We start from the raw sequence: 23,208 nt of genomic DNA on the forward strand, positions 1-23,208 counted from the left end.
ACCACGACTACGTCACCGAAATCCACCGCCAAGCCGAAGGGTTTGTCCGTACGCTGGCTGACCGGCTGGAGACTGGTGCGGTCTTTCTGCTGGATTACGGCTTTCCGGAGCATGAGTACTACCACCCGCAGCGCAGCATGGGCACCGTGATGTGCCACCGCGCCCATTTGGTTGATGCCGATCCGCTGACAGACGCAGGGGAAAAGGACATCACCGCCCATATCAATTTCACCGGTATCGCGCTGGCCGGGCAGGAGGCTGGCCTGGAGGTGCTGGGCTACACCAGCCAGGGCCGGTTCTTGCTCAATTGCGGGTTGCTCGACGGCCTGGACGAAAGTGCGAGCAGTACCAGCGTGGCCGAACGCAGCATGGTGCAAAAGCTGGTGAACGAGCATGAAATGGGCGAGCTGTTCAAGGTAATTGCTTTTGGTGCAAAAAACACACCCGTTTGGGTGCCCTTGGGCTTTTCGGCGGGTGACCGCACGCATACACTGTAAACCTGGTCGCCATGATCCGCTGGTTCATCGTCATTTTTCTCGCGCTGGTGTGCATCAGCTGGTTTTCACCGCTGCTGCAAAAACTTGGCTTAGGCAAACTGCCGGGCGACCTGCGCTTTCGTCTCTTTGGCCGGGAATGGTTTATTCCCGTAACCACCACGATTTTGCTGAGCTTGATGGCCAGCCTGATCAGCCAGTTGATCTGAGGGAAGGCCTGTCATGAACGTTTTTTTACCTGCATTAGCCATGCCGTCCGGCATTCGCCTGTCTGCCGGGGCGGCGCCCGTGGCCTGCGTCGATATCGGCGGCACCAAGATCGCCGTCAACGTGGTGACCCCCTGTGGCGCCCTGGGCCGGCTGGTCGAGCCGACGGTCAAGCAGGGCGCTCCGGATGCGCTGGCGCGTCAGGTGCTGCGCATGATCAATGCCAGCTGCCAGGCCGCGCACATCGCGCCAGGTGATCTGGCCGCGGTCGGGGTGGCGTCCTGTGGCCCGTTCGTGCTCAACCAGGGCCAGGTCGAACTGGCGACGCCCAACATTTGCGGCGGCCTGGCGGGTGCGGCGCGGGGCTTGCCGAACGACTGGACCACGGCCGTGCTCGAAGCGCCGCTGCGCGAAGCCTTTTCCGGCGTGCGGGTTGAAAACGACGCCATTGCCGCGCTGCAGGCCGAGCGCCGCTGGGGTGCGCTGCAGGGCATAGCCAACTGCGCCTATGTGACCTGGAGCACCGGCATCGGGACCGGCCTGTGCGTCGATGGCCAGGTGCTCAAGGGTAAAAACGGCAATGCCGGCCATGCCGGCCATATGTTCGTCAGCGACAACTTTGACGCGCTGTGCGGCTGCGGCAACATCGGCGATGTCGAGGCGCTGGTGGCGGGTAACGCGCTGCCCCGGCGGTTTTCTGCTTACTCGGATTCTGCTAGTTTATTAATAGTTGCCAGTGCGGGTGATCCGGGCGCTGGAGTGATCATTGATGAAGTATGCCGGGACATGGGCCGGATGCTGTACAACCTCGTGGTGACGCTTGACCTGCAGCGCATCAGCCTGGGCGGCAGCGTGTTCTGGCACCACCGCGACTACCTGTTGCCGCGTCTGCAATCCCACATCACCGGGCGGCTGCCCGCACTGACCAACGGCTGCACGCTGGTGCCGGCCGGCCTGCAGGACCGGGTGGGTGACTATGCCGCACTAGCGCTGGTTGCCTGAGGCAGATCAAGCGCCATTACCGACTTTGCTCATCCTGGCTCGCACGCCGCCAAGGCGTCCAGATAGGTCTTTCGCCACCAGTGAATATCCTGGCGGCGTATGCGCTCAAGCAGTTTCTGGTGCCGTCTCTGGCGTTCCACCAAGGGCATCTGCAGTGCCAGCTGGATACTTTCGGCCGTGCCGTGGGTGTCATAGGGGTTGACCAGGATGGCTTCCTTGAGCTGCTCGGCCGCCCCGGCAAAGCGTGACAGCACCAGCACACCCGGGTCGGCCGGGTCCTGGGCGGCGATGAATTCCTTGGCGACCAGGTTCATGCCGTCGCGCAACGGCGTGACCAGCGCCACATCGGCTACACGGTACAGCCCAGGCAGGCGTTTGCGGGCGACATTGCGGTGGATGTAGCGAACCGGCATCCAGTCCAGTTCGCCGTAGTCGCCATTGATCGCGCCGCACAGGCTCTCTAACTCCTGGCGCAGGCCGGCATAGGTGTCGAGTGCTTCGCGGCTCGGTGAGGCGATCTGGATCAAGGTAGCGCTATTAAGGTTTTCCGGGTAGTTTTTCAGCAGCTCGCGAAAGGCCCGCAGGCGCTGCGGCAGGCCCTTGGAATAGTCCAGCCGTTCCACGCCCAGCAACAGGCGGCGGCGCGAGTATTCGTCTTTCATGCGCTCGTACATGTCATTCGCTTCCTTGGCGTGCGTCAGCGCGGCGAATTCGTCAACATCGATGCCGATCGGGAAAGCCTGGGCCTGCACCGTGCGCCCAAAGGCGCGGAACTGGTGTTCGGCGAGCGTCTCTGCGCCCACTTCCTGACCGACGTATCCCGAAAAATGCGCCACGTCCGCCTGGCTTTGAAAGCCTACCAGGTCATAGGCAAAAAGTGAGCGGATCAGCCACTCATGCTGCGGTACCGCGGCCAGAATCAGCGGCGGCGGTAGCGGGATATGCAAAAAGAAACCGATGCGGTTCTTGCAGCCCATGGCGCGCAGTTCCGCAGCCATCGGGATCAGGTGATAGTCGTGTACCCAAATGATGTCGTCGGGTTTCAGCAAGGGCACCAGCTTGCGCGCCAGCAATTGGTTGACGCGCCGGTAGCCGCCGATGTAGCCGGCGTCAAAATCGGCCAGGTCGAGCCGGTAATGAAAAACCGGCCAGAGCACGCCGTTGCTGTAGCCCAGGTAATAACTGTCGTGGTCCTCGCGGCACAGGTCCACGGTGGTCAAGGTCACGTTGCCGGCCTGCTGGGTGTGGACCTCGCCCTCTCCCGGCGTGCCGCCCTCGACAATGGCGCCGCTCCAGCCAAACCACAAGCCGCCGTTGGCCGACAGCGCATCGCCCAGCGCGACCGCCAAGCCTCCGGCTGCCGCTGATTTGCGGGGATCGGCGACACGGTTCGAAACAACAACTAATCTAGCCATGGGTGTTCTGCAGGTTGTCGAAACGAAAGGAACGAGGCGCGCCGAAGCGCCGGGGAAAGCCAGTGTCAGTACCAGTACCGGCCGCGGAACTGGCTTTGCCAGGCCGCAGGCGGGGCAGCTCCCTCGGGGGGCAGCGCAGCACACGAAGTGGCAAGCGTGGGGCCATATTCATACCTGGCTGTCCCAGGGCGCTGACAGGCGCACTGCAGCATTGATGATGCCGACCATCGAATAGGTTTGCGGAAAGTTGCCCCACATCTCGCCGGTGACCGGATGGGTGTCTTCGGACAGCAGGCCCAGGTGGTTGCGGGCGGCCAGCATGGTCTCGAAAATAGCCCGTGCTTCATCCTTGCGGCCAATGCGCGCCAGCGCGTCGATGCGCCAGAAGGTGCAGATGTTGAAGGCGGTTTCGGGCTTGCCGAAGTCGTCCGACGCCTCATAGCGGCGCATGTAGGGGCCGTCGCACAAAAATTTTTCCAGCGCGTCCACAGTAGCCACAAAACGCGGATCTTTCGGGTCGATAAAGCCGACTTCGATCATCAGGAGCACGCTGGCGTCCAGGTCGCGCCCGCCAAAGCTTTCGGCGAAGGCCTGGCGCTCCTCGCTCCAGGATTCGCGCAAGATTCGCTCGCGCATGAGGCTTGCATGGCCGTGCCAGTAAGTTGCGCGCTCGGGCTGCTTCAGGGTGAGCGCAATCTTGCCCAGACGGTCGCAGGCGGCCCAGCACATCAGCGCCGACGAGGTGTGTACCCGGGCGCGCGTGCGCAGCTCCCACATGCCGGCGTCCGGCTTGTCGTAGTTGCGCAGCGCCTGCTCGCCCACCGCTTCGAGGCGAAGGAACTCGGCCGCGCCAGCGCGGTGAAGTAGCCGCTGGTCGTGAAAAGCCTGGGCTGCACCCAGCACGACATTGCCGTAAACATCGTGCTGGAAATGCTCCTGTGCCTGGTTGCCGACGCGCACCGGCCCCATGTTGCGGTAGCCGCCCAGGTGCTCATAAGTCATCTCGGGCAGCTCGCGCTCCAGTCCAATGCCGAACAACGGCTGGATATATCCGCCGTCGGCGTGCACCACGACATTGCTGAGCCAGCGAAGGTAGTCTTCCAGAGTGCCGACTTCCGACAGGCTGTTGAGCGCCCGCACGACAAAAAAAGCGTCGCGCAGCCAGCAGTACCGGTAGTCCCAATTGCGCCCGCTGTTCGGCGCTTCGGGGATGCTGGTGGTCATGGCCGCGACAATCGCGCCGGTATCCTCGAACAGCGACAGCTTGAGCGTGATGGCCGCCCGTATTACCGCCTCCTGCCACTCCAGCGGGATATGCAGCCGCTGGCTCCACTTGCGCCAGTAGGACACGGTTTCCTGTTCGAACAGGCGGGCCGTGTCGGCGATGCCGTCGGCAATCGACTCATCCGCGCCGAGCAGGAAGTTGTGTTCGCGCGTCAGCACGAAAGGCTGCTTGGACAGAAGGTGCGACAGCGGTGCGTCGGTGTTGAGTCTGAGCGTCAGGGCATCGCCGATATAGCGCAGGTGGTTGCTGCCCTGAGTGACCGCCGGTTTGATCCGGCCCCAGTCAAAACGTACATCCAGCGACACCCGGATGCGTGGCGCGCCCTTGATGGGTCGTACCCGGCGCACCAGCGTCATGGGCTTGAAGAAACGCGACCGGCTGTAAAAGCGCGGCGCAAAGTCAGTGATTTCTATGGCTTGGCCGCTGTGGTCAAACAGCTGGGTGCGCAGCACGGCAGTGTTGGGCTCGTACGATTGCGTGGCGTGGGAAAAGTTTTCAATTTCGATGGCAAACGCGCTGCCCTTGTCGCTGTCGTCCAGCAACGCATTGAACACCGGATCGCCATCAAAGCGCGGCAGGCAGCACCAGACGATGCGCCCGCGCGAATCGACCAGCGCGCTGAATGCGCAGTTGCCGATGACGCCGAGTGACAGCGACACCGGCGCGGGCGGCGAAAAGCTGGAAACCGCATTGGCGGCGCTCATGCGGAAAGCCCGGGACTGCCGGTTTTGGGTAAAAACGTGGATGCCAATTGCAGCCACTCGGTGAGCTGGGTCACGCTGACGCAGCGATGCTGTGCCAACGTAGGGCCAGGGCCCACCTTGATGGCGTTGCCGCCCATGCGCTGCACCTGTTCAAAACCGGCTTCATCGGTCACGTCGTCGCCGGCAAATATCGGGATGCGACCGGCAAACGGCTCTTCGTTCATGAAGGCTTCTATGGCTGTGCCCTTGCTGAAGCCCGACGGCTTCAGGTCAATCACGAATTTGCCCTGCATCAACTCAATTCCCGCGCTGCGTTCAACCGCTTCGCGCATCACCTGCAGACACAGGTTTTCAAGTTCCGGGGCGTGTCGGTAATGCAGGCTCAGCACCAGGTTTTTGCGTTCAAGTTTCAGGCCGGGGTGAATATACGTCAGGCCTTCGGCAGCCTGCAAAACCTGTTGCAGGTCCACAGGCGGCGCGCTGACCAGCAGGCCACCAGCCGTGCGGCGCTGCGCCCCATGTTCGCCCGAAGCCGGCAATAAGAGGGGAGCCAGAAAACCATCCAGATCGAACAGCGCGCGTCCCGACACCAGGGCCAGCGCACCATTCGTTTGCCTGTACAAGGCAGCCAGAGTATTCGTCAGACCCAGAGGAACTTCGACCAGTTCCGGCTGCGAGGCCAGCGCGACCAGCGTTCCGTCAAAGTCAAGAAAAAGCGCCGTGGCCTGCGTGATGCGCGGGAGGTTTTCTGGGTGCATATGCATCCGAAAACCATAGCAGAAACCCTGCCATCTGCTTGTAGGCCAGACGCGCGTTTTGCCTGCTGTCCTTGATTGGGGAAAACCGTTAAAACCAGGGAGTAATTATGGTTGTAGCGTTTGATGAACGGGCGGAGTCAGCTGTTGAGTTCCTGGCATTTCGGCTCGCCCGCCAGCATTTCAGGGCAAGTCCTTGTATGGCTCGGGCATTGCCGCATCGCGCGGGCCGACCATGCCCAGCCGCGCTTTCAGGGACTGGGGCTGGCCAGTCAGGATGGCAGCGTAATTGGTCGCGTTCGACAACACTTTTTTCACGTAATCGCGCGTTTCGCTGAAGGGCACGTTTTCGGCCCAGATGGCCCCGTCAAGCACATTCCCGTTGCGCCAGCTGCGAGGCCGGCCCGGCCCGGCGTTGTACGCGGCAGCCGCCATCGGCATGGAGCCGCCCAGATCGTCCAGCGCCAGTTTCAGATAGGCCGTGCCAATGGTGATGTTGGTTTCGCGATCATTGAGCTGGTCGGTGCTGAAACCGTCCAGACCGATTTTTTTTGCCGTCCAGCGTGCCGTGGCGGGCATGACCTGCATCAACCCAGAAGCCCCGACGCCAGAGCGTGCGTCCATGATGAAACGGCTTTCCTGCCGGATCAGGCCATAGACATAGGCTGGATCGAGATTGATGGCCCGGCTGCGCTTGACCACGGTTTCGCGAAAAGGCATGGGAAAGCGCTGGTCAAAGTCAAGCACGGTCTGCGTTCGCTCGCTGGTGTTGATGCAACGGTCCCAGATCTGCCGGTCGCAGGCAAACTGCGCGGCGGCCAGCAATTCGCGCTCACCCATGCTGCCGCGTTGATGCAAGTTGGTGCTGTAGTTCCATTCGCGCACGCCCTCCGGCCGCAAACCGATCAAGATCGCGTAGGCGCTGCGGTTCAGGCCCGGGTTGAGCCGCGCGGCTTCTTTTTCTTCGGTAGTGAGTGGCACCGGTTTTGCGGGCACCGTAATTTTCTGGCCGAGGTCCTCCAGCGCCAGCTGCTCGTAAAAGCCTCTTACCGAGGCGATCGATTGCAGCAGCGCCAGCGCCTCGGCGCGTTGCGGCGCGATGGTGATGGCGGTGACGTCGCCGGACGCGCCCCGCGAGGGTGAGTCTGGCGGTGCCAAGGCAAGCAGGGCGCGCGCTTTCCAGTAACTCCAGGTCGGTTCCTTGCGGCCTTCATCGCTCATGGCATTGATGGCCCTCAGCACTTGCTGCCAGTCAGGCTGGCCAGCCGAGCGCAGTGCGGCGCGGGTTTTCCAGCCCAGCATATCGTCCGTCAGGTCGGTGTCGCGTGTGACTTTGGAAAAATACTGCAGTGCATCGCCCGCAGGAACCGCTCCCAGACGGGTAGCGGCCTGCCTGCCAATCACGCCCCAAATCCAGTTGCGCTCCTCGGTGCCCAGCTGCATGCCCCATTTGTTTTCCATCTGGAAGGCAGCACCGTCTGCATCGCTTGCCGCCAGCTTGACCAGCGCCAGGGTGATGATTTCCTTGCGCAGCTTGCGCAGCGCCAAATGTTTGCCGGCGAGAAATTTGATCGGGCTGCTGGTCAGCTCGGTCACCATGTCGAGGGCTTCGGGCGCAATGATCTGCACCGCATCGCGGGCCGCGCGGGGGCGGTTGGCCTCAAGGGCCAGTCGAGCCTTTTGCCAGACATCCTGCTGCGTGAGATTTTTGCTGCCGACCAGCCGGCTTACCGCCGTTGTGCAGCCGTCGTCGGCTTCGCGCTGCAAGAACCAGTTTTTGCGCACTTCCTGAGCCAGTTGCGGGTCCTGCGCCGGATTTTTCAGATGCTCGACCAGCAGCGCGTAGCAGCGCACTTCGCGGTCGTCGTTCATGCGAAAGTTCGGGTATTCGGCGGCAAAGGCGACCCAGTCGCGGCGCTGGCCGAGCAGCAGCAGCCAGTCGTTGCGCAAGCGGTCTTCCTGGTAACTGCCGCCATAGCGGCTAAAAAATCCCTGCACTTCCTGCGGGCTGGCTTCATCCAGGCGCGCCTTGAGCTCCCAGTAAGCGCTCCAGACCTCCAGCGTGTGGCCACGGGCTTGCGGCAGCAGTTGCGTCAACCGGCTCTTGTCGCCGCGTTTGAAGGCTTTGTTCATCTCCAGAATCAGGGCGTCGCCAGCGGCATTGCTGCTCCGGGTCAGGGGGGCGGCGCTGTCCTGAGCCACCGCAGGCGCGACCAGGACGACCGAAAGCGCCGCGCTGAAAAGAATTTTGTATAGCATCGGGGCATTATGGACAAATTAAGTACACGCAAAGCACTGGTGCAATCGCGGCTCGACATGCCCGACCGTCTGGCAAGGGCCGATCTGCTGCAGCGCGTGATGCGCATCTGGCTTGTCGGTTCGCCGCACGAGGTGATCGGCACCTATTGGCCAATCAAGGGCGAATTTGATCCGCTACCCGCGCTTTACCGCTGGCAGGAGGACGCTACCCTGGGGGATATAAAGGGCTTGAATCACGATGATGTCCAGGAAATACCGGCACAGTTAGCTACTGAAAGTATAGCAAACCGATCACCGCGCAAGATCGGGCTTCCGGTGGTCAACAAGCGGCACAAGACCCTGACCTTTCATGCTTGGTACCCGGGCTGCCCGATGGAAGAAGACGCCTACGGCATCCCCAAACCCAAGGACACCGAGATCATTGTGCCCACGCTGCTGTTTGTTCCTTGCGTCGGTTACGGGCCGGGCGGCTACCGCCTGGGTTACGGCGGCGGTTTTTACGACCGCACGCTGGCGACGCTTTCGCCGCGGCCCGTCACGGTGGGCCTGGGCTACAGCCAAGGCTGGCTGCCCGAGCTGGAGCCCGAGGCGCATGACATCGCGCTGGATGTGATTCTTAACGACAGGGGCGTCGTCTGGCCGGTTTGACGCGGCCTTTCTCCACGCAGGCGTCCTCAAAAAATATTTTTGGTGGGACCGGTTATTGCTATAAATAGCATAGCTTTAGAACACCGTAGTTATTGGACGATAGCCTGAAAACACTCAAAATTTCCGATTCGGCGGTGCTCAGGGGTTCCACGCGCTGTCAGGCACGCGGCTTGTAAGCTACCGCGTCAATTTCAAGCCGAGCGTCGACCATCAACCGAGCCTCGGTCGTCGAGCGTGCTGGCTTGCCGGGACCAAAATAGCTCATGTACACCCGGTTGAAGCTGCCAAAGTCGCGAGCATCCTGCAGCCACACCGTGGTCTTGCAGACGTCTTCCAGCGTGCAGCCGGCCAGCGCGAGGGCAGCGGAAATGTTTTTCATGACTTGCCGCGTCTGCACTTCGATTCCGCCCGGCACGATCTCACCTTTTTCATCGGCTGGAACCTGACCCGAGACATAGACAAAATCACCGGCGCGCACAGCCGGCGACATGGGCCGGGGCTGGTTGTCAGAGGCTACAGGGGGATTGCCAAGAAATTCAAGTGCGGGCATTTTGGTAGCTCCTGGTTGGATAAAAAAAATGAATAAGTCAATGAAAACGGTAGCGAGCCGGGGCTTCCCTTAGCGCTGGCAGGCAAGATGCGCTTCGTCGGATTCTAGGCAGTGAAAGCCAGTACTGAAATATACTTTCACACTTATCGTGCGAGTTTAGGGTTTTCACGAATTTTATTGGTTTGGTGGGCAGCATATTCTTTGCAAGTTGAAAATTAATTTCACTTTTAAGGAAAAAGGGATGCTGCAAAAATTCTTGATCAGCCGCCGCAAGACGATGGCTCTGGCTTTGATGGTGGGCAGTGCCGCCCTGTCGCCGGTCGCATCGCAAGCGCAGGCGCTGTCAAAGTCAGCGCTCAACCTGGCCATGATTGCCGAGCCCCAAACGCTGGACCCGATGGCCTCCACCGCCGATCTGGTGGGCACCATCATGCAGCACGTCTATGAGCCGCTGTACACGTTTGACGCCAACTGGAAGATGATCCCCATGCTCGCCGAAGACATGCCGAAGATTTCGGCTGACGGCAAGCACTACAGCATTACCCTGCGCAAGGGCGTGCAACTGCACAACGGCCGCGAGCTCAACGCCGAAGATGTGGTGGCCAGCCTCAAGCGCTGGATGGACGTGTCGCCACGCGGCAAGGCGCTTTCCAGGGAGGTGGCCGACCTGTCAGTCAGCGGCGCTTATGGCATCGAACTCACGCTGAAAGCCCCTTATGCCCCCCTGCTGCCGCAACTGGCCTTGCCCTCCGGCATGGCGGCCATCATGGCCAAGGAGTCGATTGCGACGCCACTGAAAGACTTTGTTGGCACCGGGCCTTACAAGTTCAAGGAGCGCCGCCCCGACCAGTATGTGCTGCTGACCCGTTTTGACCAGTACTCGGCGCGTAAGGAAGCTGCCAGCGGCTATGGCGGCAAAAAGGCAGCCATTGCGGACGAGCTGCGCTTCATCCCCGTGCCCAACGCCAACACGCGCGTTGAAGGTTCGCTGGCTGGCCAGTACCATTTTGCCGACCTGCTGCCGACCGAAGCGCTAGGCCGCCTTGAAAAAGCCGGTGGCAAAACAGTCCCCATCCTGACGCCTTCTTTTGGCTTTCCCTACTTTGTCTTCAATACCAAGGAGGGCGTGATGACCTCGCTGCCGATGCGCAAGGCAGTGCAGACCAGCTTTGGCGAAGGCGAGATGCTGGCCGCCGGTTTTGGCGACACGCGTTTTTTCACCGCCGAGGCCAATCATTTTCCCAGGGGCACGCCGTTTTATTCAGCTGCCGGGGCGGCCAGCTACAACGAGCGTGATGCCGCCAAGGCCCGGGGCCAGGCTGCGACGGCGGGTTACAAGGGCGAAACCATTCGCATCCTGACCAGCCGCCAGTACGACTTTCACTACAACATGGCGCTGATCATGGCCGAGCAGCTCAAGCGCGCTGGTTTTAAGGCCGAGCTGAATGTGGTTGACTGGGCCACGCTGGTACAGCGCCGCAACGACGCCAAGCTGTGGGACATCTACATCACTCATTCGGGCCAGTTCCCGGAGCCCATGCTGTCGCCGCCGCAACTGGGCGAAGGCGCGCCAGGCTGGTGGAGCTCGCCGGCCAAGCAGGCCGCGCTGGCCGCGCTGAATCAGGAAACCAACCTGGCCAAGCGCGGTGCCCTGTGGGGCGCGGTGCAGCAGGTGGTCTATGACGAAGTGCCCTACATCAACGTCGGGAAGTTCAACAGTCTGTCGGCCCGCTCGCCCGCGCTGCAGGGCTACGTGCCCTCGACCTGGCCCTTCTTCTGGAACACAGGGCTGAAGAACTGAAGAACTGAAGTGATGGGGGCTCCCACGCCTTCTACTTTGTGCAATGCGCAAGGTCTTTCAGGCCGCGGCTCGCGAGACGTTTCGCCCTGGGGCGGACCCGGCGGCGAAACCGGGCTCGTTGTTTACCTTGTTTAATTTGGTTAAAGAAAAGCTGTCATGACACGCTATTTGTTGTCGCGCCTGATGGGCATGCTGGTCGTCATGTCGATCGTGGCGGTTTTGGTATTCATGCTGACGCGCGCCGCCTCGGGTGACCCCGTTGCGGTGCTGCTGGGTGATCAGGCCACGGCCGAGGACATCGTCCGGGTGCAAAGGGAATACGGCCTGGACAAGCCGCTGGCGGTGCAGTTTGGCTACTGGCTCAGGGAATTGTCGCAGGGCAATCTGGGTCAGTCCATCTTCTTGCAGCGCCCGGTCACCCAGGCCTTGTGGGAGCGTGCCGAACCCACTGCCTTGCTGGCCCTGCTGTCGGTCTTCATTGCCACGGCCATAGGTGTGCCTTGCGGCATCGTTTCGGCGGCGTTTCGGGGCCGGTGGATTGACCAGCTTTTCACCGGTTTTGCCATGCTGGGTGCCAGCATTCCCAGCTTCTGGTTTGGCCTGGTGCTGATGCAGATATTTGCCGTGTCGCTCGGCTGGTTTCCGGTGTCGGGTTATGGCGACCCGGGTGCCACGCTCATGGAGCGTATCCACTATCTGGTGCTGCCATCGGTGGTGCTGGGCGTGCTCAATTCGGCGCTCATCATCCGCTTTACACGCGCTTCGATGCTCGATGTACTCGGTGAAGACTATGTGCGTACGGCTCGCGCCAAGGGTTTGAGTGAAAACGTGGTGGTGCTCAAACACGCGCTGCGCAATGCGCTGGTACCCATCGTGACCGTCATCGGGCTGACCATCGCGCTGATGATCGGCGGCGCGGTGGTAACAGAAACCGTGTTCGGCCTGCCCGGTGTCGGCAACCTGGTGGTGAGTGCCGTGCTGCGACGTGATTACCCGGTGATTCAGGGCGCCTTGCTGGTGGTCGCCATGATTTACGTGGTGATCAATTTCCTGACCGACCTGCTCTACCGGGTGGTCGACCCCCGGGTCAACTACTGAAGACGGACTGGCGACGTATGAAAATTCCCCTCGTTCTCCGGAAACTGTTTCGCCGCCGCATCGTTCTGGCGGCCGCCATCTGCCTGCTACTGGTGGTCGCGGTCGCGCTGCTGGCCAATGTGATCACCGGCTATGACCCGAATGACACGGCGGTGAGCGAGCGCCTGTCCGCGCCGACTGCCAGCCATCTGCTGGGAACAGACGAACTCGGCCGCGACCTGTTTTCGCGCATTGCCTTCGGCGGCCGCTATTCGCTCACGATTTCCGCGCTGACGGCTGCGGGCTCGATTGTGTTTGGCACCCTGTTGGGTCTGGTGGCGGGTTTTTTCCGCCGGCTCGATACGCCCGTCATGCGGGTGGTGGACGCCATGATGTCCTTCCCCGACATTCTGCTGGCCATTGCCCTGGTGGCTATTTTGGGCCCATCCATGCTCAACGTGGTGCTGGCGCTGGTGCTGGTATACACGCCGCGCGTGGCGCGTGTGGTGCGAGCGTCGACCCTGGTGGTGCGCGAGCTGCTGTTTGTCGAAGCCGCGCGTGCCGTGGGTGTGTCCACCGCCGGCATTTTGTGGCGTCATATTCTGCCTAACCTGATGTCGCCCATTCTGGTGCAGGCCTCCTTCATCTTTGCCTATGCCATCCTGGCCGAGGCCGCCCTGTCTTTTTTGGGCGTCGGCGTGCCGCCCGAAATCCCGACCTGGGGCACCATGGTCGCCGGCAGCCAGCAGTATGCGCACCAAGCGCTCTGGATCGTCTTGTTTCCCGGCCTGGCCATCATCATGACCGCGCTGTCCCTGCAACTGCTGGGCGACGGTGTGCGCGATTTGCTCGATCCGCGGCTTAAAAAGTCGATGTGAGACTTTGACCATGAATTCAAACCCCAGCGCGTCGCGGCTTGATGTCCGTCACCTCAGCACTTTTTTTGACACCGACGAGGGGCTGATCCGCTCTGTTGCCGACGTCAGCTTCAGCATCCTGCCAGGCAAGACCACCGCTTTGGTGGGCGAGTCCGGTTCCGGTAAATCGGTGACCAGCCTGACTTTGATGCGTCTGCTCTCGCGCACCGCCTCCACGCAGGTCAGCGGCCAGGCCCTGTTTACCCGCCGTAGCGGCGAGACCGTGGATTTGCTGGCCTTGCCAGAGCCCGCCATGCGCCGGATACGCGGCAACGAAATCGCGATGATTTTCCAGGAGCCGATGACCAGTTTGAACCCGGTATTCACGGTGGGCGAACAGATTGCGGAGTCGGTGCGCCTGCACATGGGGCTGGGCCGCGCGGCCGCCCTGGCCCACGCACAGCGCATGCTTGAGCTGGTTGAAATACCAGCTGCCGCGCAACGCCTGCATGAGTATCCGCACCAGTTGTCGGGCGGCATGCGCCAGCGCGTGATGATTGCGCTGGCCATGGCCTGCAACCCGACCTTGCTGATCGCCGACGAGCCCACCACCGCGCTCGATGTGACTATACAGGCGCAAATTCTGCAGCTGATGCGCCGCCTGCAACAAGAAACCGGAATGAGCATTCTGTTCATCACCCACAACCTGGCCGTGGTGGCGCACCATGCCGATGAGGTGGCGGTGATGTACGCCGGCCGCATTGTCGAGCGTGCTCCGGTGCGCGAACTGTTCGCTGCGCCGCGCCACCCCTACACGCAAGGCCTGCTGGCGTGCCTGCCGGCGCAGCAACGCAAGCGTGAGCTGGCTGCCGGTGCAGTTGGTAAAAATGGCGTAAAAATGCGCCGCCTGTACGCCATTCGCGGCCAGGTTTCCAGCCCTCTGGCACCCCCGCCAGGCTGTGCGTTCGAGCCGCGCTGTGACCATGCCCTTGCCGCCTGCCGCGACGCCATTCCCGATTTGCGCGATGTCGGCCCACAGCGCACGGCGCGCTGCATTCTGGTTTCTGAAACCGCAAATGTCCCAATGGAGAATGCCGCGTGACTGCGCCACTGATCGAGGTTAGAAACCTGCGCCGCTACTTTGGTGCGCCAGCCAAACCGGTCCGCGCGGTGGACGATGTGTCTTTTTTCATCATGCCTGGCGAAACGCTGGGCCTGGTCGGTGAATCCGGTTCGGGCAAAAGCACGATTGGCCGCACCCTGTTGCGCCTGATCGAGAGCAGCTCGGGCCAGGTGCTCTACCGCGGCGAAGACCTTGGCGCGGCCTCAGGCAGCCGCATGCGCGCGCTGCGCAGCAAGCTGCAGATGATTTTTCAGGACCCCTACGCCAGCCTGAACCCGAAGATGCGCGTGAAAGACATTCTCGGCGAAGCCTTGCAGGTGCATGGGCTGGCCGAAGGCAAGGCGGCACGCGATGCACGCATTGCGGAATTGCTGGAACTGGTGGGCCTGCGGGCTGAGCACGCGACCCGTTATCCGCATGAGTTCTCGGGTGGTCAGCGCCAGCGTATTGGGGTGGCGCGCGCACTGGCCGTCGAACCTGAGTTCATTGTGGCCGACGAGCCTTTGTCCGCTTTGGACGTGTCGATTCAGGCGCAGGTGGTCAACCTGCTATGCGACCTGCGTGACCGCTTGTCACTGACCATGCTCTTCATCTCTCACGATCTGGATGTGGTTCAGTACCTGTGCGACCGCGTGGTCGTGCTTTACCTGGGTCGGGTCATGGAAGTGGCGCCCACCGCCGAGCTGTATGCGTGGCCCTCTCACCCCTACACGCAGGCGCTGCTGGCCGCCTCACCCAAGCCCGATCCCGAGCAGAAAAGGGAATATGTTGCGCTCAAGGGTGACCTTCCCAGCCCGGTCAACCCACCGTCGGGTTGTGTGTTCAGAACCCGCTGCCCGCACGCCATCGAGGCTTGTGCCAGCGCCCGCCCGGAGTTGCGCGACATGGGGCAGGGCCGTTTCAAGGCTTGCATTCGGGATGATATTGCCATCATCCCGTCGTTGATCACCGCTTAATAATTGAAAACCAAAATGACTACCTTGCAAGACATTCTTGACCCGCAGATTGACCACTCCTTTAAGGGCTTTCCGCATACCAGCCCGCCGCTGCGCCGCTCGCAAATTGCGGCGCAAGGCTGGCACCTCCTTGCCGGTGATTTGCCGTTGCCGCTGGCGGTCGTGAAGCAACAGGCCTTGCAGCACAACCTGACGTGGATGCAGCGTTTTGCCGCCGACCAGGGCCTTGACATGGCCCCGCACGGCAAAACCACCATGTCGCCCCAACTGCTCAGGCGACAGCTGGATGAGGGCGCCTGGGGGCTGACTTTTGCCACCGTGGCGCAGGTGCGCGCCGGTGCATCGGTCGGTGCGCGTCGCTGCATGATTGCCAACCAGGTGTTCACTGCCGTAGACCTGGCAGGCGTTCAGGACATGCAGCGCGAATACAGCGGTTTGCGAATTGTGTTTCTGGTGGATTCGCTAGAGCAGCTGGCCTTGATCGAGGCCTGGTATCGCTCGCAACAGGGCACGGTCGCAGCGCTGCGACCTTTTGAAGTAATGCTGGAAATTGGCGTGCACGGTGGGCGTACTGGTTGCCGAACCGAGCTGGACGCCCAGGCGCTGGCCAGGCGTGTGCATGAAAGCCTGGCCTGCCGTCTCGTCGGGATCGAATGCTATGAGGGTCTGGCTGCGACCGGGCAGTCGACAGCGGACGACGCCTATGCAACGGCGTTGATGCGGCGTGTCGTCGAAGCCGCCGTTTTTTGCGACGAGCATAATTTTTTTGATAATGCGGAGGTCCTCATCACGGCAGGTGGTTCCGCCATTTTTGACCTCGTCACGAGCCGGCTCAAACCCCAACTCTCGCGGCCGGTGCGCGGCGTGCTGCGCTCGGGCTGCTATGTGACGCACGATCATGGCTTTTACAAACGCATGGTCAGTGCCGTCAATTCGCGTCTGCGTTGCACCGACGGCCTGCAGGCCGCTCTGGAAGTGTGGGCGGCGGTGCAGTCCTGCCCCGAGCCCGGTCTGGCCATTCTTGCGATAGGCAAACGCGACATATCCTATGACCTTGATTTGCCGGTTCCGCTGGCTTTTTGCAGGCCTGGCGAACATGTCGTCATGCCGGCTCCCGCTGACTGGAAGATAGGCGGCCTGAACGACCAGCATGCCTATTTGCGCGGTAGCGGCCCGGAGCATGCGGCGCTGCAGGTGGGCGACCTGGTGGCGCTCGGCATCTCGCATCCTTGCACCACGTTCGACAAATGGCGCTGGATGCCGGTGGTTGATGACAACTACCGGGTCTGCGACGCCCTTGTGACCTGTTTCTGATTTTTACGAGAACTGCTGGCTTGATCTGCGCCAGCCCGAATGGCCCTGATTCATGAACTCCAAAGTACTTGCCAAAATTGCCGCGGCGATTGACAACGCGCCGACTTCCAGACGCAGCGTGCTGGCCCTCATCCTGCAGGACCCGCAGCGGGTGCTGGATGAAAGCTTCGAGCAGTTGGCCCGGCGCGCGGACAGCTCCGTGCCCACCGTGATGCGAGCCTGCCGCAACCTGGGTTATTCGGGCTTGCGTGAATTCAAGCTGGCGCTGGCGCAGGAAATGGCTGTGAGCGGCTCGCCGCTGCATCGCCGTGTGCAGTTGCACGACGGTACCGAAGAGGTCATCTCCAAAGTGATCAAGGGAGCGGCGACCGCTGTCAGCGGCGTGCAGGCACAGCTCAGCGTGACGGCGGGCGAGGCGGCGGCCGACGCCATCGTTCGCGCCAGCCGGGTCGATTGCTACAGCGTCGGCGTGACTTCCAGCTTCATGGCCTCCGACATGCAGGCAAGACTGTTCCGGCTGGGGCTGGTCTCCAATGCCTACCTCGACATTCACCTGCAGCTGGTATCAGCGGCCACCATCGGCACAGAGGGCGTGGTGTTTGCCATTTCGCATGTCGGCGGCATGCCCTCGCTGATCGAGGCGGTGGACGTGGCCCGCTCGCAAGGCGCCACGGTAATTGCGCTGACCCAGCAGGGAACCGAACTGGCCAGGCACGCCGATATTGTGCTGGGCATTCACGTGCCGGACGATCCAGTGATGCACGTTGGAACCGAGGCTTACCTGGTCCACCTTACTGTGCTGGAAATCGTCACGGTGCTCGTCGCGCAGCGTCTGGGCGATCGAGCCGTCAAGCGACTGGGTGGCGTGCGCGACGTCCTCAGCACGCGCGGTGTCGACATCCGTCACTACCCCAAGCTCGATTGGGGCAGCGCCCCGGCAGTGAATGAAAGCAAAATCAGATGACGCACGCGACCCTGCTTGAAAACGGTCTGGTGATTGACGGTACGGGAGCCGATGGCTGGATCGGGGATGTGCTGCTGGTTGATGACCGGATCGCGGCACTTGGCCAGAATCTCCGCCAAAGCCTGCCTGATGGGCTGATTTTGCAAGAGTCAAACTGTGTTGACTGCAGCGGCCTGGCCATCACCCCCGGCTTCGTCGATGTGCACACGCACGATGATGCGATCGTGCTCAAACACCCCGACATGCTGCCCAAGGTTTCGCAAGGCATCACCACCGTCATTACCGGGAACTGTGGCATTTCGCTGGCGCCGTTCGTGGTGGAAAAATCGGAGCCGCCGCTCAATCTGCTAGGTATCGACTCCTTCCGCTTTGATTCAGTGCAGGGCTACGCACGGGCATTGGCGGCGGCCCGGCCAGCGGTCAATGTGGCGGTGCTTATTGGTCACACCACGCTGCGCTTTGCCTGCGTGCGCGATCTGGCTCTCGCAGCCAGCGCCAGCGAGCTCGATGCCATGTGCGGCTTGCTCACGCGCTGCATGGAAGACGGCGCGACCGGCTTGTCGTCCGGGCTTTTTTACGAGCAGGCCTTTGCCGCGCCGGCGGATGAAGTCGTGCGCCTGGCCCAGGTGGTTTCGCGCTTCGGCGGGGTCTATGCCACGCATCTTCGCAGCGAGATGCAGGCCATTGTCGAAGCGCTTCATGAAGCCGGGGACACTGCCTTTCGCGCGGGTGTGCCGCTGATCATTTCGCACCATAAATGCGCCGGCCCGGTCAACTGGGGGCGCACCCGGGAAACCGTGCCGCTGATCGAGTCGCTGGCCAGGCGCCAGGCGGTGGCGATGGATGTTTACCCCTACGTGGCTGGCTCCACGGTGCTGCGCGAGGACCTTGTTGATGGGGTGATAGACATACTTGTCAGCTGGTCGACGCCGCACCCTGAGATGACGGGCCGCACCCTGGCCTCTATTGCCGCCGAGTGGGGTGTTGACCAGAAAACCGTTTGCCGGCGCCTGCAGCCGGGCGGCGCCTGCTATTTTCAGATGGACGAGGAAGACGTAAAGCGCGTCATTGCCCATCCCCTGAGCATGATTGGCTCGGACGGTCTGCCGCACGACCAGCATCCGCATCCGAGACTGTGGGGCGCATTTCCGCGCGTGCTGGCACGCTACTGGCGCGAGCAAAAACTCTTCTCGCTGGAAACCGCCATCCACAAGATGACAGGCCTGTCGGCCCGGAATTTCAGGCTGCATCAGCGCGGCCAGCTGCAGGCGGGCTGGCATGCGGATGTCGTGGTGCTTGACCCGGCGCGCGTGCGTGACGTGTCGACTTACGAAAACCCGATCGCGCTGTCTGAAGGCATTGAGAGGGTGTTCGTCAACGGCGTACTGACCTATGGGCGAGACGCGGATGACTCAGACCTTGCCGGTCACCCCCCTGTGAAGTCGCGTGCTGGCAGGCTATTGAAGCGCCGATCACCGCAGGTTTGAAGCATATTTGCCTGTTTTCATTCCAGCCGATGTAGCTTAACCGGCTCCGGCTCCGGCTCCGGCTCCGGCACATCCCCAATCGCCTTGCGTGTCTGTGTCGCCTGCGCCTTGAGCCAGTCACAAAACGCCTGCACTTCAGGCCGCGCGGCATTGCGCGGCCCCACGATCAGCCAGTAGGCCAGCGGCGAGTCCAGACGCAACTGCGGAAAAGGCTCCACCAGATGGCCTGAGGCCAGGCTTTCGGCAATCAGTGGCGTGCGCACCAGCGCCACGCCCTGGCCGGTCAGCGCAGCCTGGGCGATCTGATGCGCGTAATTGAAGGATAGCCAGCGTTTTGGTACGAAATTCGTCATGTGTCGTGCGGCAAACCAGCGCTGCCAGGTCAACAGCTCCGTGTACTGGCTGCGGTGGGCGTCGCCCGCTTCCACAAGCGCAAATTGGGCCAGATCCTGCGCCTTCTCCAGACGCGGGCCGCTTTTGAGCAGCCAGGGGCTGAGCACCGGTGTGAGCTGCTCTCCAAACAGGCGCTGCGCGTGGGCTGGCACGTTGACGGCCCTGCTGTAGCGCAGGGCCAGGTCTACGTCGGTGGTTTCAAGATCCACCGGGGTATCGGTAGCATCGATGCGAATGTCGATGTCCGGGTGCTCGCGCTGAAAGTCTTCGAGGCGGGGAATCAGCCACATCGAGGCAAACGAGGCCCAGGTGCTGATCGCCACGCTCTTGCGGCCCGCACTTTGGCGAATCATGCGCACCGCGCTGTCGATCCGCTCCAGTGAGGGCAGCACGGCGCGCAGCAGCTGCGCACCCGCACTGGTCAGCTCCACCGCCCGGGTGTGACGAAGAAACAGGGTGACGCCGACATCGTCTTCCAGCCCCTGAATCTGGCGGCTCACCGCCGACTGGGTGAGGGCCAGTTCCTCGGCGGCAGCGCGGAAATTAAGGTGACGCGCCACGGCTTCGAGCGCCCGCAGCTGGCCGACGGAAATCGGCCGCGACCGTAAATGGGTATTGGATGGCAGCACGGGGATGGTCGATGTCTGAACGGTAATTAATGCGTTTTCAGAATGAATAGCCTACTCCGAATTCATTGGACCTGGAAACCCTGCGGCGCGATCATTTGCTTTTCTTGGGCGAAATCCGCTTTTTTTGGAGAACACCATGGACCGCATCAATGCCTCTCGAATTTCCAGTCAAATGCCGCATCATGCCGGGCACCAGGCTGTGCCCCCAGCCAACCCTGTTGCGGCTGCCAGCGTTCGGCCGCCGTCAACTTTGCCGAGCTATTGCACGCTAGCGGCGGGTCGCGCGGTAACCCTGCTGGCTCGCCATGCCAGCGTGCTGCGCATCACGCACGGCCGCGTCTGGCTCACTTTCAACCCTGCGGTGCAGGCTCCCAGCGCACGGGCGGGCGACCATTTCCTCAGCCAAGGGGAAAGCCTGTCGTTGGTGGCCGGGGAGATTGTTGTGATGGAGCCCTGCGGGCTTGGTCAGCCTTCAATCAAATACAGTTGGGAACCGGCTGCTGCGGGCTACGCCGGCGAGATTCTGATGCCAACCGGATGGCGCGCTGGCGTGCTTCAGCCCCTGGCTGAGTTGCGTCTGGCGCTGGGTTTGACGGCAGGGGCGCTGGCGCGGCTGACGCAAGGCCTGGCGGTCGGCGTGGTGGCTGCCGGGGTTGGGGTTCTGACTGGTTTTGCGACTATTTTTGTCGCTTCCCGAGCCCGTGGGGACCGGGATAAGCATAGTTTCAAAACGCAATCGAGAGAAAGCTGCGCGCGTTGCCGCTGTCGGTGATGGCTGGCCTGACGCTGATCACCAGTCGGGCCAGCGTTGAGGTCAAGCGCTGCTGTCTGGCTCATGAACCTGCATGGGCCAGACTTCAGGACTTCAGGACTCCAAGTCAAGGCCTGGCAGCAGGGCCAAAAAGGCGTTGACGGCGATCTTTCCGCCGAGTTGCTCCATGCGCGCCAGTTCATCGATCTCGTCGATTGAGGCGTAGCCCAGACTGAAGCGCCTGAACCTTCGTTCAGCCAGCGGCCCGTGGTGCAGGATTTCGACGTTGGTGTGGCGTGGGTCCTGGCGAATGCGCTCTGTCAAGGCCAGCACTTCTCTGCGCCCTCCCTCCAGTTGCTGGCAAAAGCGCATGCCGTCAAAGATCAACAGGCCGGTAATTTCTTTGGCTTTGTTGGCGACGCGAGCTTTTGGCGCAATGTCGGCCACAATGCTGATGGGGGCGGCAGGCGCCATGATGCTGACATACAGCACTTCGTGAAGACTGGCGGTTGGGTACATGATTGACGGTGAATATATCGGGCCGCGCCACGCGCCGCAATGTGAAAAGACACAGCGTATAAGGCTTGAGAATCAGCAATGAGCATTTCCCCTTCAACTTCAAAAAACTGCCCGCCCCTTTGCGCGGATTGCCGCCTGCGTCAAACCAGCGCGTTCACGCCTGTCAAGGCGCAAGAGATGGCGTTCATTGCGTCTTTTCGCACCGGTACTTCGACAGCGCCGGCAGGCGGCACGTTGATTCGTGAGCAAAACCCGAGGGGTAAATTGTTCACACTTTATTCGGGTTGGGCCTTTCGCTACAAAACACTGAGCGATGGAAGGCGGCAGATCCTGAATTTCCTGCTGCCGGGCGACCTCATCGGATTGCAGCAGGAGTTTTCCGACGGCGCGATGCATGGCATTGAAGCCGTAACCGATGTCAGCCTCTGCGAGTTTCCGCGCGAGGGGCTGTGGGAGCTGTATCGCCAGCATCCCGGTCTGGGTTACGACATCACCTGGCTGGCAGCGCGCGAGGAAGGCATGGTCGACGACAACTTGCTGACAGCGGGTCGGCGCAACGCGATCGAGCGCATCGCCATGCTGCTGATGCATCTGTACCGCCGGCTGGAGCGCCTCGGACTGGCGAAAGGGGGGTCGGTTGAATTTCCCATCAACCAGCAGCACATTGCCGACACGCTGGGTTTGTCACTGGTGCATACCAACAAAACACTCAGACGGCTGACGCAGCTCGGTATGCACGAAATCCGCAATGGGCGGCTGTTTCTGCTCAATCCCAAGGCGTTGCAGCGCCTTGCCGAGTATTACGACCTGCCGCCTAAAAAAGTACCGCTTTTATAGGCGCGATGCCGATGGCGATGGCGATGGCTAAGGCCGTGCCGGGATTTTTTCTGGAACTCAGGATTTCTGGGCGTTCAGTGTCCTGAAATCCTGTTCGTAGCTCCTGAGGGTCTCCAGTGCCTTGCCGCGCTGCGCTGGCGTGGTGCTGTTGTGCAGGGCCGCAAAGGCCTGGCAGCCTTCCTGCGTCATCCGCTCAAGATACCCGCGATAAAGCGGGTTGGGCGAGTTGAGCGTTCGTTCCATCAGCCCGCGCAGGGCCGCCCGCGCCTGTTCCGTCGAGGATTGGCCTGCCGCCAGCGGCAGCAGGGTTTGCAGAGTATCGCGCTGGCGGCGCTGCTGTTCGGCATGCAGCATCCGAGCATCAAATCCCGACTGCTTGATCTGCTGGGTCAGAACGGCCAGTTGTCGGTCTTCCAGCGGGCCATACAGCTTTTCCGCCCGGTCGCGGGCCTGCTCGACGCGTTTTTCCTGCCGCTCGCGAAAGCTGTTGCCGGAAAGCTCCTGCTCGTCTTTTGCGTTGTTTTTGGTAAACGTGCGTTCCAGTTGTTTCAGCTGGTCCGGCTTCAGTGTGCCCACCAGCGCCGCCGCCAGCGGTTCCGCCTTGTCAGAAACGGCCACCAGCTTGCGACGCACCTCGGCGAACACGGTGCAGGCAGCACTGGCGGTGATGTCCGATGTGGCTTGCTGCTGTAGCCCGTGCAGCGCGTCGACATACGATGGCAACTGGCTTTGCCGGTGCCAGGCCTGGAGGCGGTTCAGGCTTTCCTTGAGTTGCAGGCTTTGCGCGTCTGTCAGATTGAGGTAGCCGTCAAGATACCAGTAGGCAAAGTCAGGGGCTTGGTTGTAGAAAATTTTCATGACGCTGCAGGCCTGCAGCAAGCCGGCGATGGCGAGTAGGCCGAGCGCGCCGATAAGCCGGTGGAAGCGCCGCGGCCCTGCGCGCACGGCCAGTGGTTTCAGCGGACCAAAACTTACAGGAAATCTCATGTCAATTCCAATTGATGTCGTCATCATGGCCGCAGGCAAAGGCACGCGGATGAAAAGTGCGTTGCCCAAAGTGTTGCACCGATTGGGCGGACGTGCATTACTGGCCCATGTGATGGACTGCGCTGCCTGGTTGTCGGCGCGCCAGGCAGTGGTGATTACGGGCCATGGCGCGGCTCAGGTGGAAGCAGCCTGCG

General features: G+C 61.7%; 23 protein-coding genes. 15 read left to right on the plus strand and 8 right to left on the minus strand.

Translation table 11 applies throughout. The features are described 5' to 3' along the window. The 3 genes from HHJ19_RS03000 to HHJ19_RS03010 form a co-directional block, all read left to right on the plus strand. Window positions 1-497, plus strand: a 497-nt coding sequence (locus HHJ19_RS03000; RefSeq protein WP_296903922.1) for an SAM-dependent methyltransferase, incomplete at its 5' end; no start/stop codon positions are given. A gap of 11 nt (window positions 498-508) precedes the next feature. Beyond that, window positions 509-703 carry a DUF2905 domain-containing protein gene (locus HHJ19_RS03005; RefSeq protein ID WP_296903924.1) on the plus strand — a complete coding sequence of 65 codons (195 nt, stop codon included), beginning with the start codon at window positions 509-511 and terminating at the stop codon, window positions 701-703. A gap of 40 nt (window positions 704-743) precedes the next feature. Continuing rightward, complete coding sequence (locus HHJ19_RS03010) at window positions 744-1,703, plus strand: ROK family protein (RefSeq protein WP_296903965.1); 960 nt, start codon at window positions 744-746, stop codon at window positions 1,701-1,703. 29 nt (window positions 1,704-1,732) lie between these two features. Here the strand turns inward: HHJ19_RS03010 and otsA are convergent, their stop codons facing one another. The 4 genes from otsA to HHJ19_RS03030 form a co-directional block, all read right to left on the minus strand. Beyond that, entirely contained in the window at window positions 1,733-3,118 is a 1,386-nt protein-coding gene (gene otsA, locus HHJ19_RS03015) for an alpha,alpha-trehalose-phosphate synthase (UDP-forming) (protein WP_296903926.1), read from the minus strand. Window positions 3,119-3,286: 168 nt separating this feature from the next. Further along, window positions 3,287-5,107, minus strand: a complete 1,821-nt coding sequence (locus HHJ19_RS03020; protein WP_296903928.1) for a glycoside hydrolase family 15 protein — start codon at window positions 5,105-5,107, stop codon at window positions 3,287-3,289. After that, complete coding sequence (gene otsB, locus HHJ19_RS03025; protein WP_296903930.1) at window positions 5,104-5,871, minus strand: trehalose-phosphatase; 768 nt, start codon at window positions 5,869-5,871, stop codon at window positions 5,104-5,106. Before otsB ends, HHJ19_RS03020 begins: the two co-directional genes overlap by 4 nt. A gap of 174 nt (window positions 5,872-6,045) precedes the next feature. After that, window positions 6,046-8,121 carry a lytic transglycosylase domain-containing protein gene (locus HHJ19_RS03030; protein WP_296903932.1) on the minus strand — a complete coding sequence of 692 codons (2,076 nt, stop codon included), beginning with the start codon at window positions 8,119-8,121 and terminating at the stop codon, window positions 6,046-6,048. A gap of 9 nt (window positions 8,122-8,130) precedes the next feature. Between HHJ19_RS03030 and HHJ19_RS03035 the strand changes: the two genes are divergently transcribed. Then, window positions 8,131-8,769 (plus strand): 5-formyltetrahydrofolate cyclo-ligase, encoded by a 639-nt coding sequence (locus tag HHJ19_RS03035; protein ID WP_296903934.1) that lies wholly within the window; start codon window positions 8,131-8,133, stop codon window positions 8,767-8,769. Between the two features lie 157 nt (window positions 8,770-8,926). On the opposite strand, the gene HHJ19_RS03040 is transcribed toward HHJ19_RS03035, so the two are convergent. Further along, window positions 8,927-9,319 carry a RidA family protein gene (locus HHJ19_RS03040; RefSeq protein WP_296903936.1) on the minus strand — a complete coding sequence of 131 codons (393 nt, stop codon included), beginning with the start codon at window positions 9,317-9,319 and terminating at the stop codon, window positions 8,927-8,929. A gap of 241 nt (window positions 9,320-9,560) precedes the next feature. On the opposite strand from HHJ19_RS03040, the gene HHJ19_RS03045 reads away from it, so the two are divergent. The 8 genes from HHJ19_RS03045 (at window position 9,561) to HHJ19_RS03080 (ending at window position 18,898) form a co-directional block, all read left to right on the plus strand. Continuing rightward, on the plus strand, window positions 9,561-11,120 hold the full coding sequence (locus HHJ19_RS03045; protein WP_296903938.1) for an ABC transporter substrate-binding protein: 1,560 nt from the start codon (window positions 9,561-9,563) through the stop codon (window positions 11,118-11,120). A gap of 156 nt (window positions 11,121-11,276) precedes the next feature. Continuing rightward, complete coding sequence (locus HHJ19_RS03050) at window positions 11,277-12,218, plus strand: ABC transporter permease (protein WP_296903940.1); 942 nt, start codon at window positions 11,277-11,279, stop codon at window positions 12,216-12,218. Window positions 12,219-12,235: 17 nt separating this feature from the next. Beyond that, a complete protein-coding gene (locus HHJ19_RS03055; protein WP_296903942.1) occupies window positions 12,236-13,075 on the plus strand; it encodes an ABC transporter permease in 840 nt (279 codons plus the stop codon). Between the two features lie 10 nt (window positions 13,076-13,085). Then, complete coding sequence (locus HHJ19_RS03060) at window positions 13,086-14,156, plus strand: ABC transporter ATP-binding protein (RefSeq protein WP_296903944.1); 1,071 nt, start codon at window positions 13,086-13,088, stop codon at window positions 14,154-14,156. Continuing rightward, window positions 14,153-15,133 (plus strand): oligopeptide/dipeptide ABC transporter ATP-binding protein, encoded by a 981-nt coding sequence (locus tag HHJ19_RS03065; RefSeq protein ID WP_296903946.1) that lies wholly within the window; start codon window positions 14,153-14,155, stop codon window positions 15,131-15,133. Before HHJ19_RS03060 ends, HHJ19_RS03065 begins: the two co-directional genes overlap by 4 nt. Window positions 15,134-15,148: 15 nt before the next feature. Further along, window positions 15,149-16,447, plus strand: coding sequence for an amino acid deaminase (locus HHJ19_RS03070; RefSeq protein WP_296903948.1), 1,299 nt, complete (start codon window positions 15,149-15,151; stop codon window positions 16,445-16,447). 52 nt (window positions 16,448-16,499) lie between these two features. Beyond that, complete coding sequence (locus tag HHJ19_RS03075) at window positions 16,500-17,411, plus strand: MurR/RpiR family transcriptional regulator (RefSeq protein WP_296903950.1); 912 nt, start codon at window positions 16,500-16,502, stop codon at window positions 17,409-17,411. Then, on the plus strand, window positions 17,408-18,898 hold the full coding sequence (locus HHJ19_RS03080; RefSeq protein ID WP_296903951.1) for an amidohydrolase family protein: 1,491 nt from the start codon (window positions 17,408-17,410) through the stop codon (window positions 18,896-18,898). The genes HHJ19_RS03075 and HHJ19_RS03080 overlap by 4 nt, the downstream gene beginning before the upstream one ends. Window positions 18,899-18,915: 17 nt before the next feature. Here HHJ19_RS03080 and HHJ19_RS03085 read toward each other — a convergent pair whose 3' ends face one another. Next, window positions 18,916-19,920: a LysR substrate-binding domain-containing protein gene (locus HHJ19_RS03085; RefSeq protein WP_296903953.1), complete on the minus strand. Its 1,005-nt coding sequence runs from the start codon at window positions 19,918-19,920 to the stop codon at window positions 18,916-18,918. A gap of 136 nt (window positions 19,921-20,056) precedes the next feature. Here HHJ19_RS03085 and HHJ19_RS03090 point away from each other — a divergent pair, with 136 nt between their 5' ends. Further along, window positions 20,057-20,692, plus strand: a complete 636-nt coding sequence (locus HHJ19_RS03090; RefSeq protein WP_296903955.1) for a DUF2917 domain-containing protein — start codon at window positions 20,057-20,059, stop codon at window positions 20,690-20,692. A 93-nt stretch (window positions 20,693-20,785) separates the two neighbouring features. On the opposite strand, the gene HHJ19_RS03095 is transcribed toward HHJ19_RS03090, so the two are convergent. Next, a complete protein-coding gene (locus HHJ19_RS03095) occupies window positions 20,786-21,190 on the minus strand; it encodes a BLUF domain-containing protein (RefSeq protein WP_296903957.1) in 405 nt (134 codons plus the stop codon). A gap of 78 nt (window positions 21,191-21,268) precedes the next feature. On the opposite strand from HHJ19_RS03095, the gene HHJ19_RS03100 reads away from it, so the two are divergent. Further along, window positions 21,269-22,027, plus strand: a complete 759-nt coding sequence (locus HHJ19_RS03100; RefSeq protein WP_296903959.1) for a Crp/Fnr family transcriptional regulator — start codon at window positions 21,269-21,271, stop codon at window positions 22,025-22,027. A 57-nt stretch (window positions 22,028-22,084) separates the two neighbouring features. On the opposite strand, the gene HHJ19_RS03105 is transcribed toward HHJ19_RS03100, so the two are convergent. After that, window positions 22,085-23,014, minus strand: a complete 930-nt coding sequence (locus tag HHJ19_RS03105) for a DUF6279 family lipoprotein (protein ID WP_296903961.1) — start codon at window positions 23,012-23,014, stop codon at window positions 22,085-22,087. Between HHJ19_RS03105 and HHJ19_RS03110 the strand changes: the two genes are divergently transcribed. Beyond that, window positions 23,013-23,208 (plus strand): NTP transferase domain-containing protein (locus HHJ19_RS03110; protein ID WP_296903963.1); only part of this gene is annotated, 196 nt, incomplete at its 3' end. The two genes, HHJ19_RS03105 and HHJ19_RS03110, sit on opposite strands and share 2 nt — an antisense overlap.

This window comes from Polaromonas sp. (assembly GCF_012927415.1).
Classification (GTDB): domain Bacteria; phylum Pseudomonadota; class Gammaproteobacteria; order Burkholderiales; family Burkholderiaceae_C; genus Polaromonas.

Excerpts from the sequence above, each read along its gene's own strand:
- HHJ19_RS03035 (WP_296903934.1), top strand. The coding sequence starts at position 8,131 with ATGGACAAATTAAGTACACGCAAAGCACTGGTGCAATCGCGGCTCGAC.
- HHJ19_RS03080 (WP_296903951.1), top strand. The coding sequence starts at position 17,408 with ATGACGCACGCGACCCTGCTTGAAAACGGTCTGGTGATTGACGGTACG.
- HHJ19_RS03005 (WP_296903924.1), top strand. The coding sequence starts at position 509 with ATGATCCGCTGGTTCATCGTCATTTTTCTCGCGCTGGTGTGCATCAGC.
- HHJ19_RS03090 (WP_296903955.1), top strand. The coding sequence starts at position 20,057 with ATGGACCGCATCAATGCCTCTCGAATTTCCAGTCAAATGCCGCATCAT.
- HHJ19_RS03020 (WP_296903928.1), bottom strand. The coding sequence starts at position 5,107 with ATGAGCGCCGCCAATGCGGTTTCCAGCTTTTCGCCGCCCGCGCCGGTG.
- HHJ19_RS03070 (WP_296903948.1), top strand. The coding sequence starts at position 15,149 with ATGACTACCTTGCAAGACATTCTTGACCCGCAGATTGACCACTCCTTT.
- HHJ19_RS03060 (WP_296903944.1), top strand. The coding sequence starts at position 13,086 with ATGAATTCAAACCCCAGCGCGTCGCGGCTTGATGTCCGTCACCTCAGC.
- HHJ19_RS03040 (WP_296903936.1), bottom strand. The coding sequence starts at position 9,319 with ATGCCCGCACTTGAATTTCTTGGCAATCCCCCTGTAGCCTCTGACAAC.
- otsA (WP_296903926.1), bottom strand. The coding sequence starts at position 3,118 with ATGGCTAGATTAGTTGTTGTTTCGAACCGTGTCGCCGATCCCCGCAAA.
- HHJ19_RS03030 (WP_296903932.1), bottom strand. The coding sequence starts at position 8,121 with ATGCTATACAAAATTCTTTTCAGCGCGGCGCTTTCGGTCGTCCTGGTC.
- HHJ19_RS03100 (WP_296903959.1), top strand. The coding sequence starts at position 21,269 with ATGAGCATTTCCCCTTCAACTTCAAAAAACTGCCCGCCCCTTTGCGCG.
- HHJ19_RS03045 (WP_296903938.1), top strand. The coding sequence starts at position 9,561 with ATGCTGCAAAAATTCTTGATCAGCCGCCGCAAGACGATGGCTCTGGCT.
- HHJ19_RS03095 (WP_296903957.1), bottom strand. The coding sequence starts at position 21,190 with ATGTACCCAACCGCCAGTCTTCACGAAGTGCTGTATGTCAGCATCATG.
- HHJ19_RS03050 (WP_296903940.1), top strand. The coding sequence starts at position 11,277 with ATGACACGCTATTTGTTGTCGCGCCTGATGGGCATGCTGGTCGTCATG.
- otsB (WP_296903930.1), bottom strand. The coding sequence starts at position 5,871 with ATGCATATGCACCCAGAAAACCTCCCGCGCATCACGCAGGCCACGGCG.
- HHJ19_RS03075 (WP_296903950.1), top strand. The coding sequence starts at position 16,500 with ATGAACTCCAAAGTACTTGCCAAAATTGCCGCGGCGATTGACAACGCG.
- HHJ19_RS03105 (WP_296903961.1), bottom strand. The coding sequence starts at position 23,014 with ATGAGATTTCCTGTAAGTTTTGGTCCGCTGAAACCACTGGCCGTGCGC.
- HHJ19_RS03055 (WP_296903942.1), top strand. The coding sequence starts at position 12,236 with ATGAAAATTCCCCTCGTTCTCCGGAAACTGTTTCGCCGCCGCATCGTT.
- HHJ19_RS03010 (WP_296903965.1), top strand. The coding sequence starts at position 744 with ATGCCGTCCGGCATTCGCCTGTCTGCCGGGGCGGCGCCCGTGGCCTGC.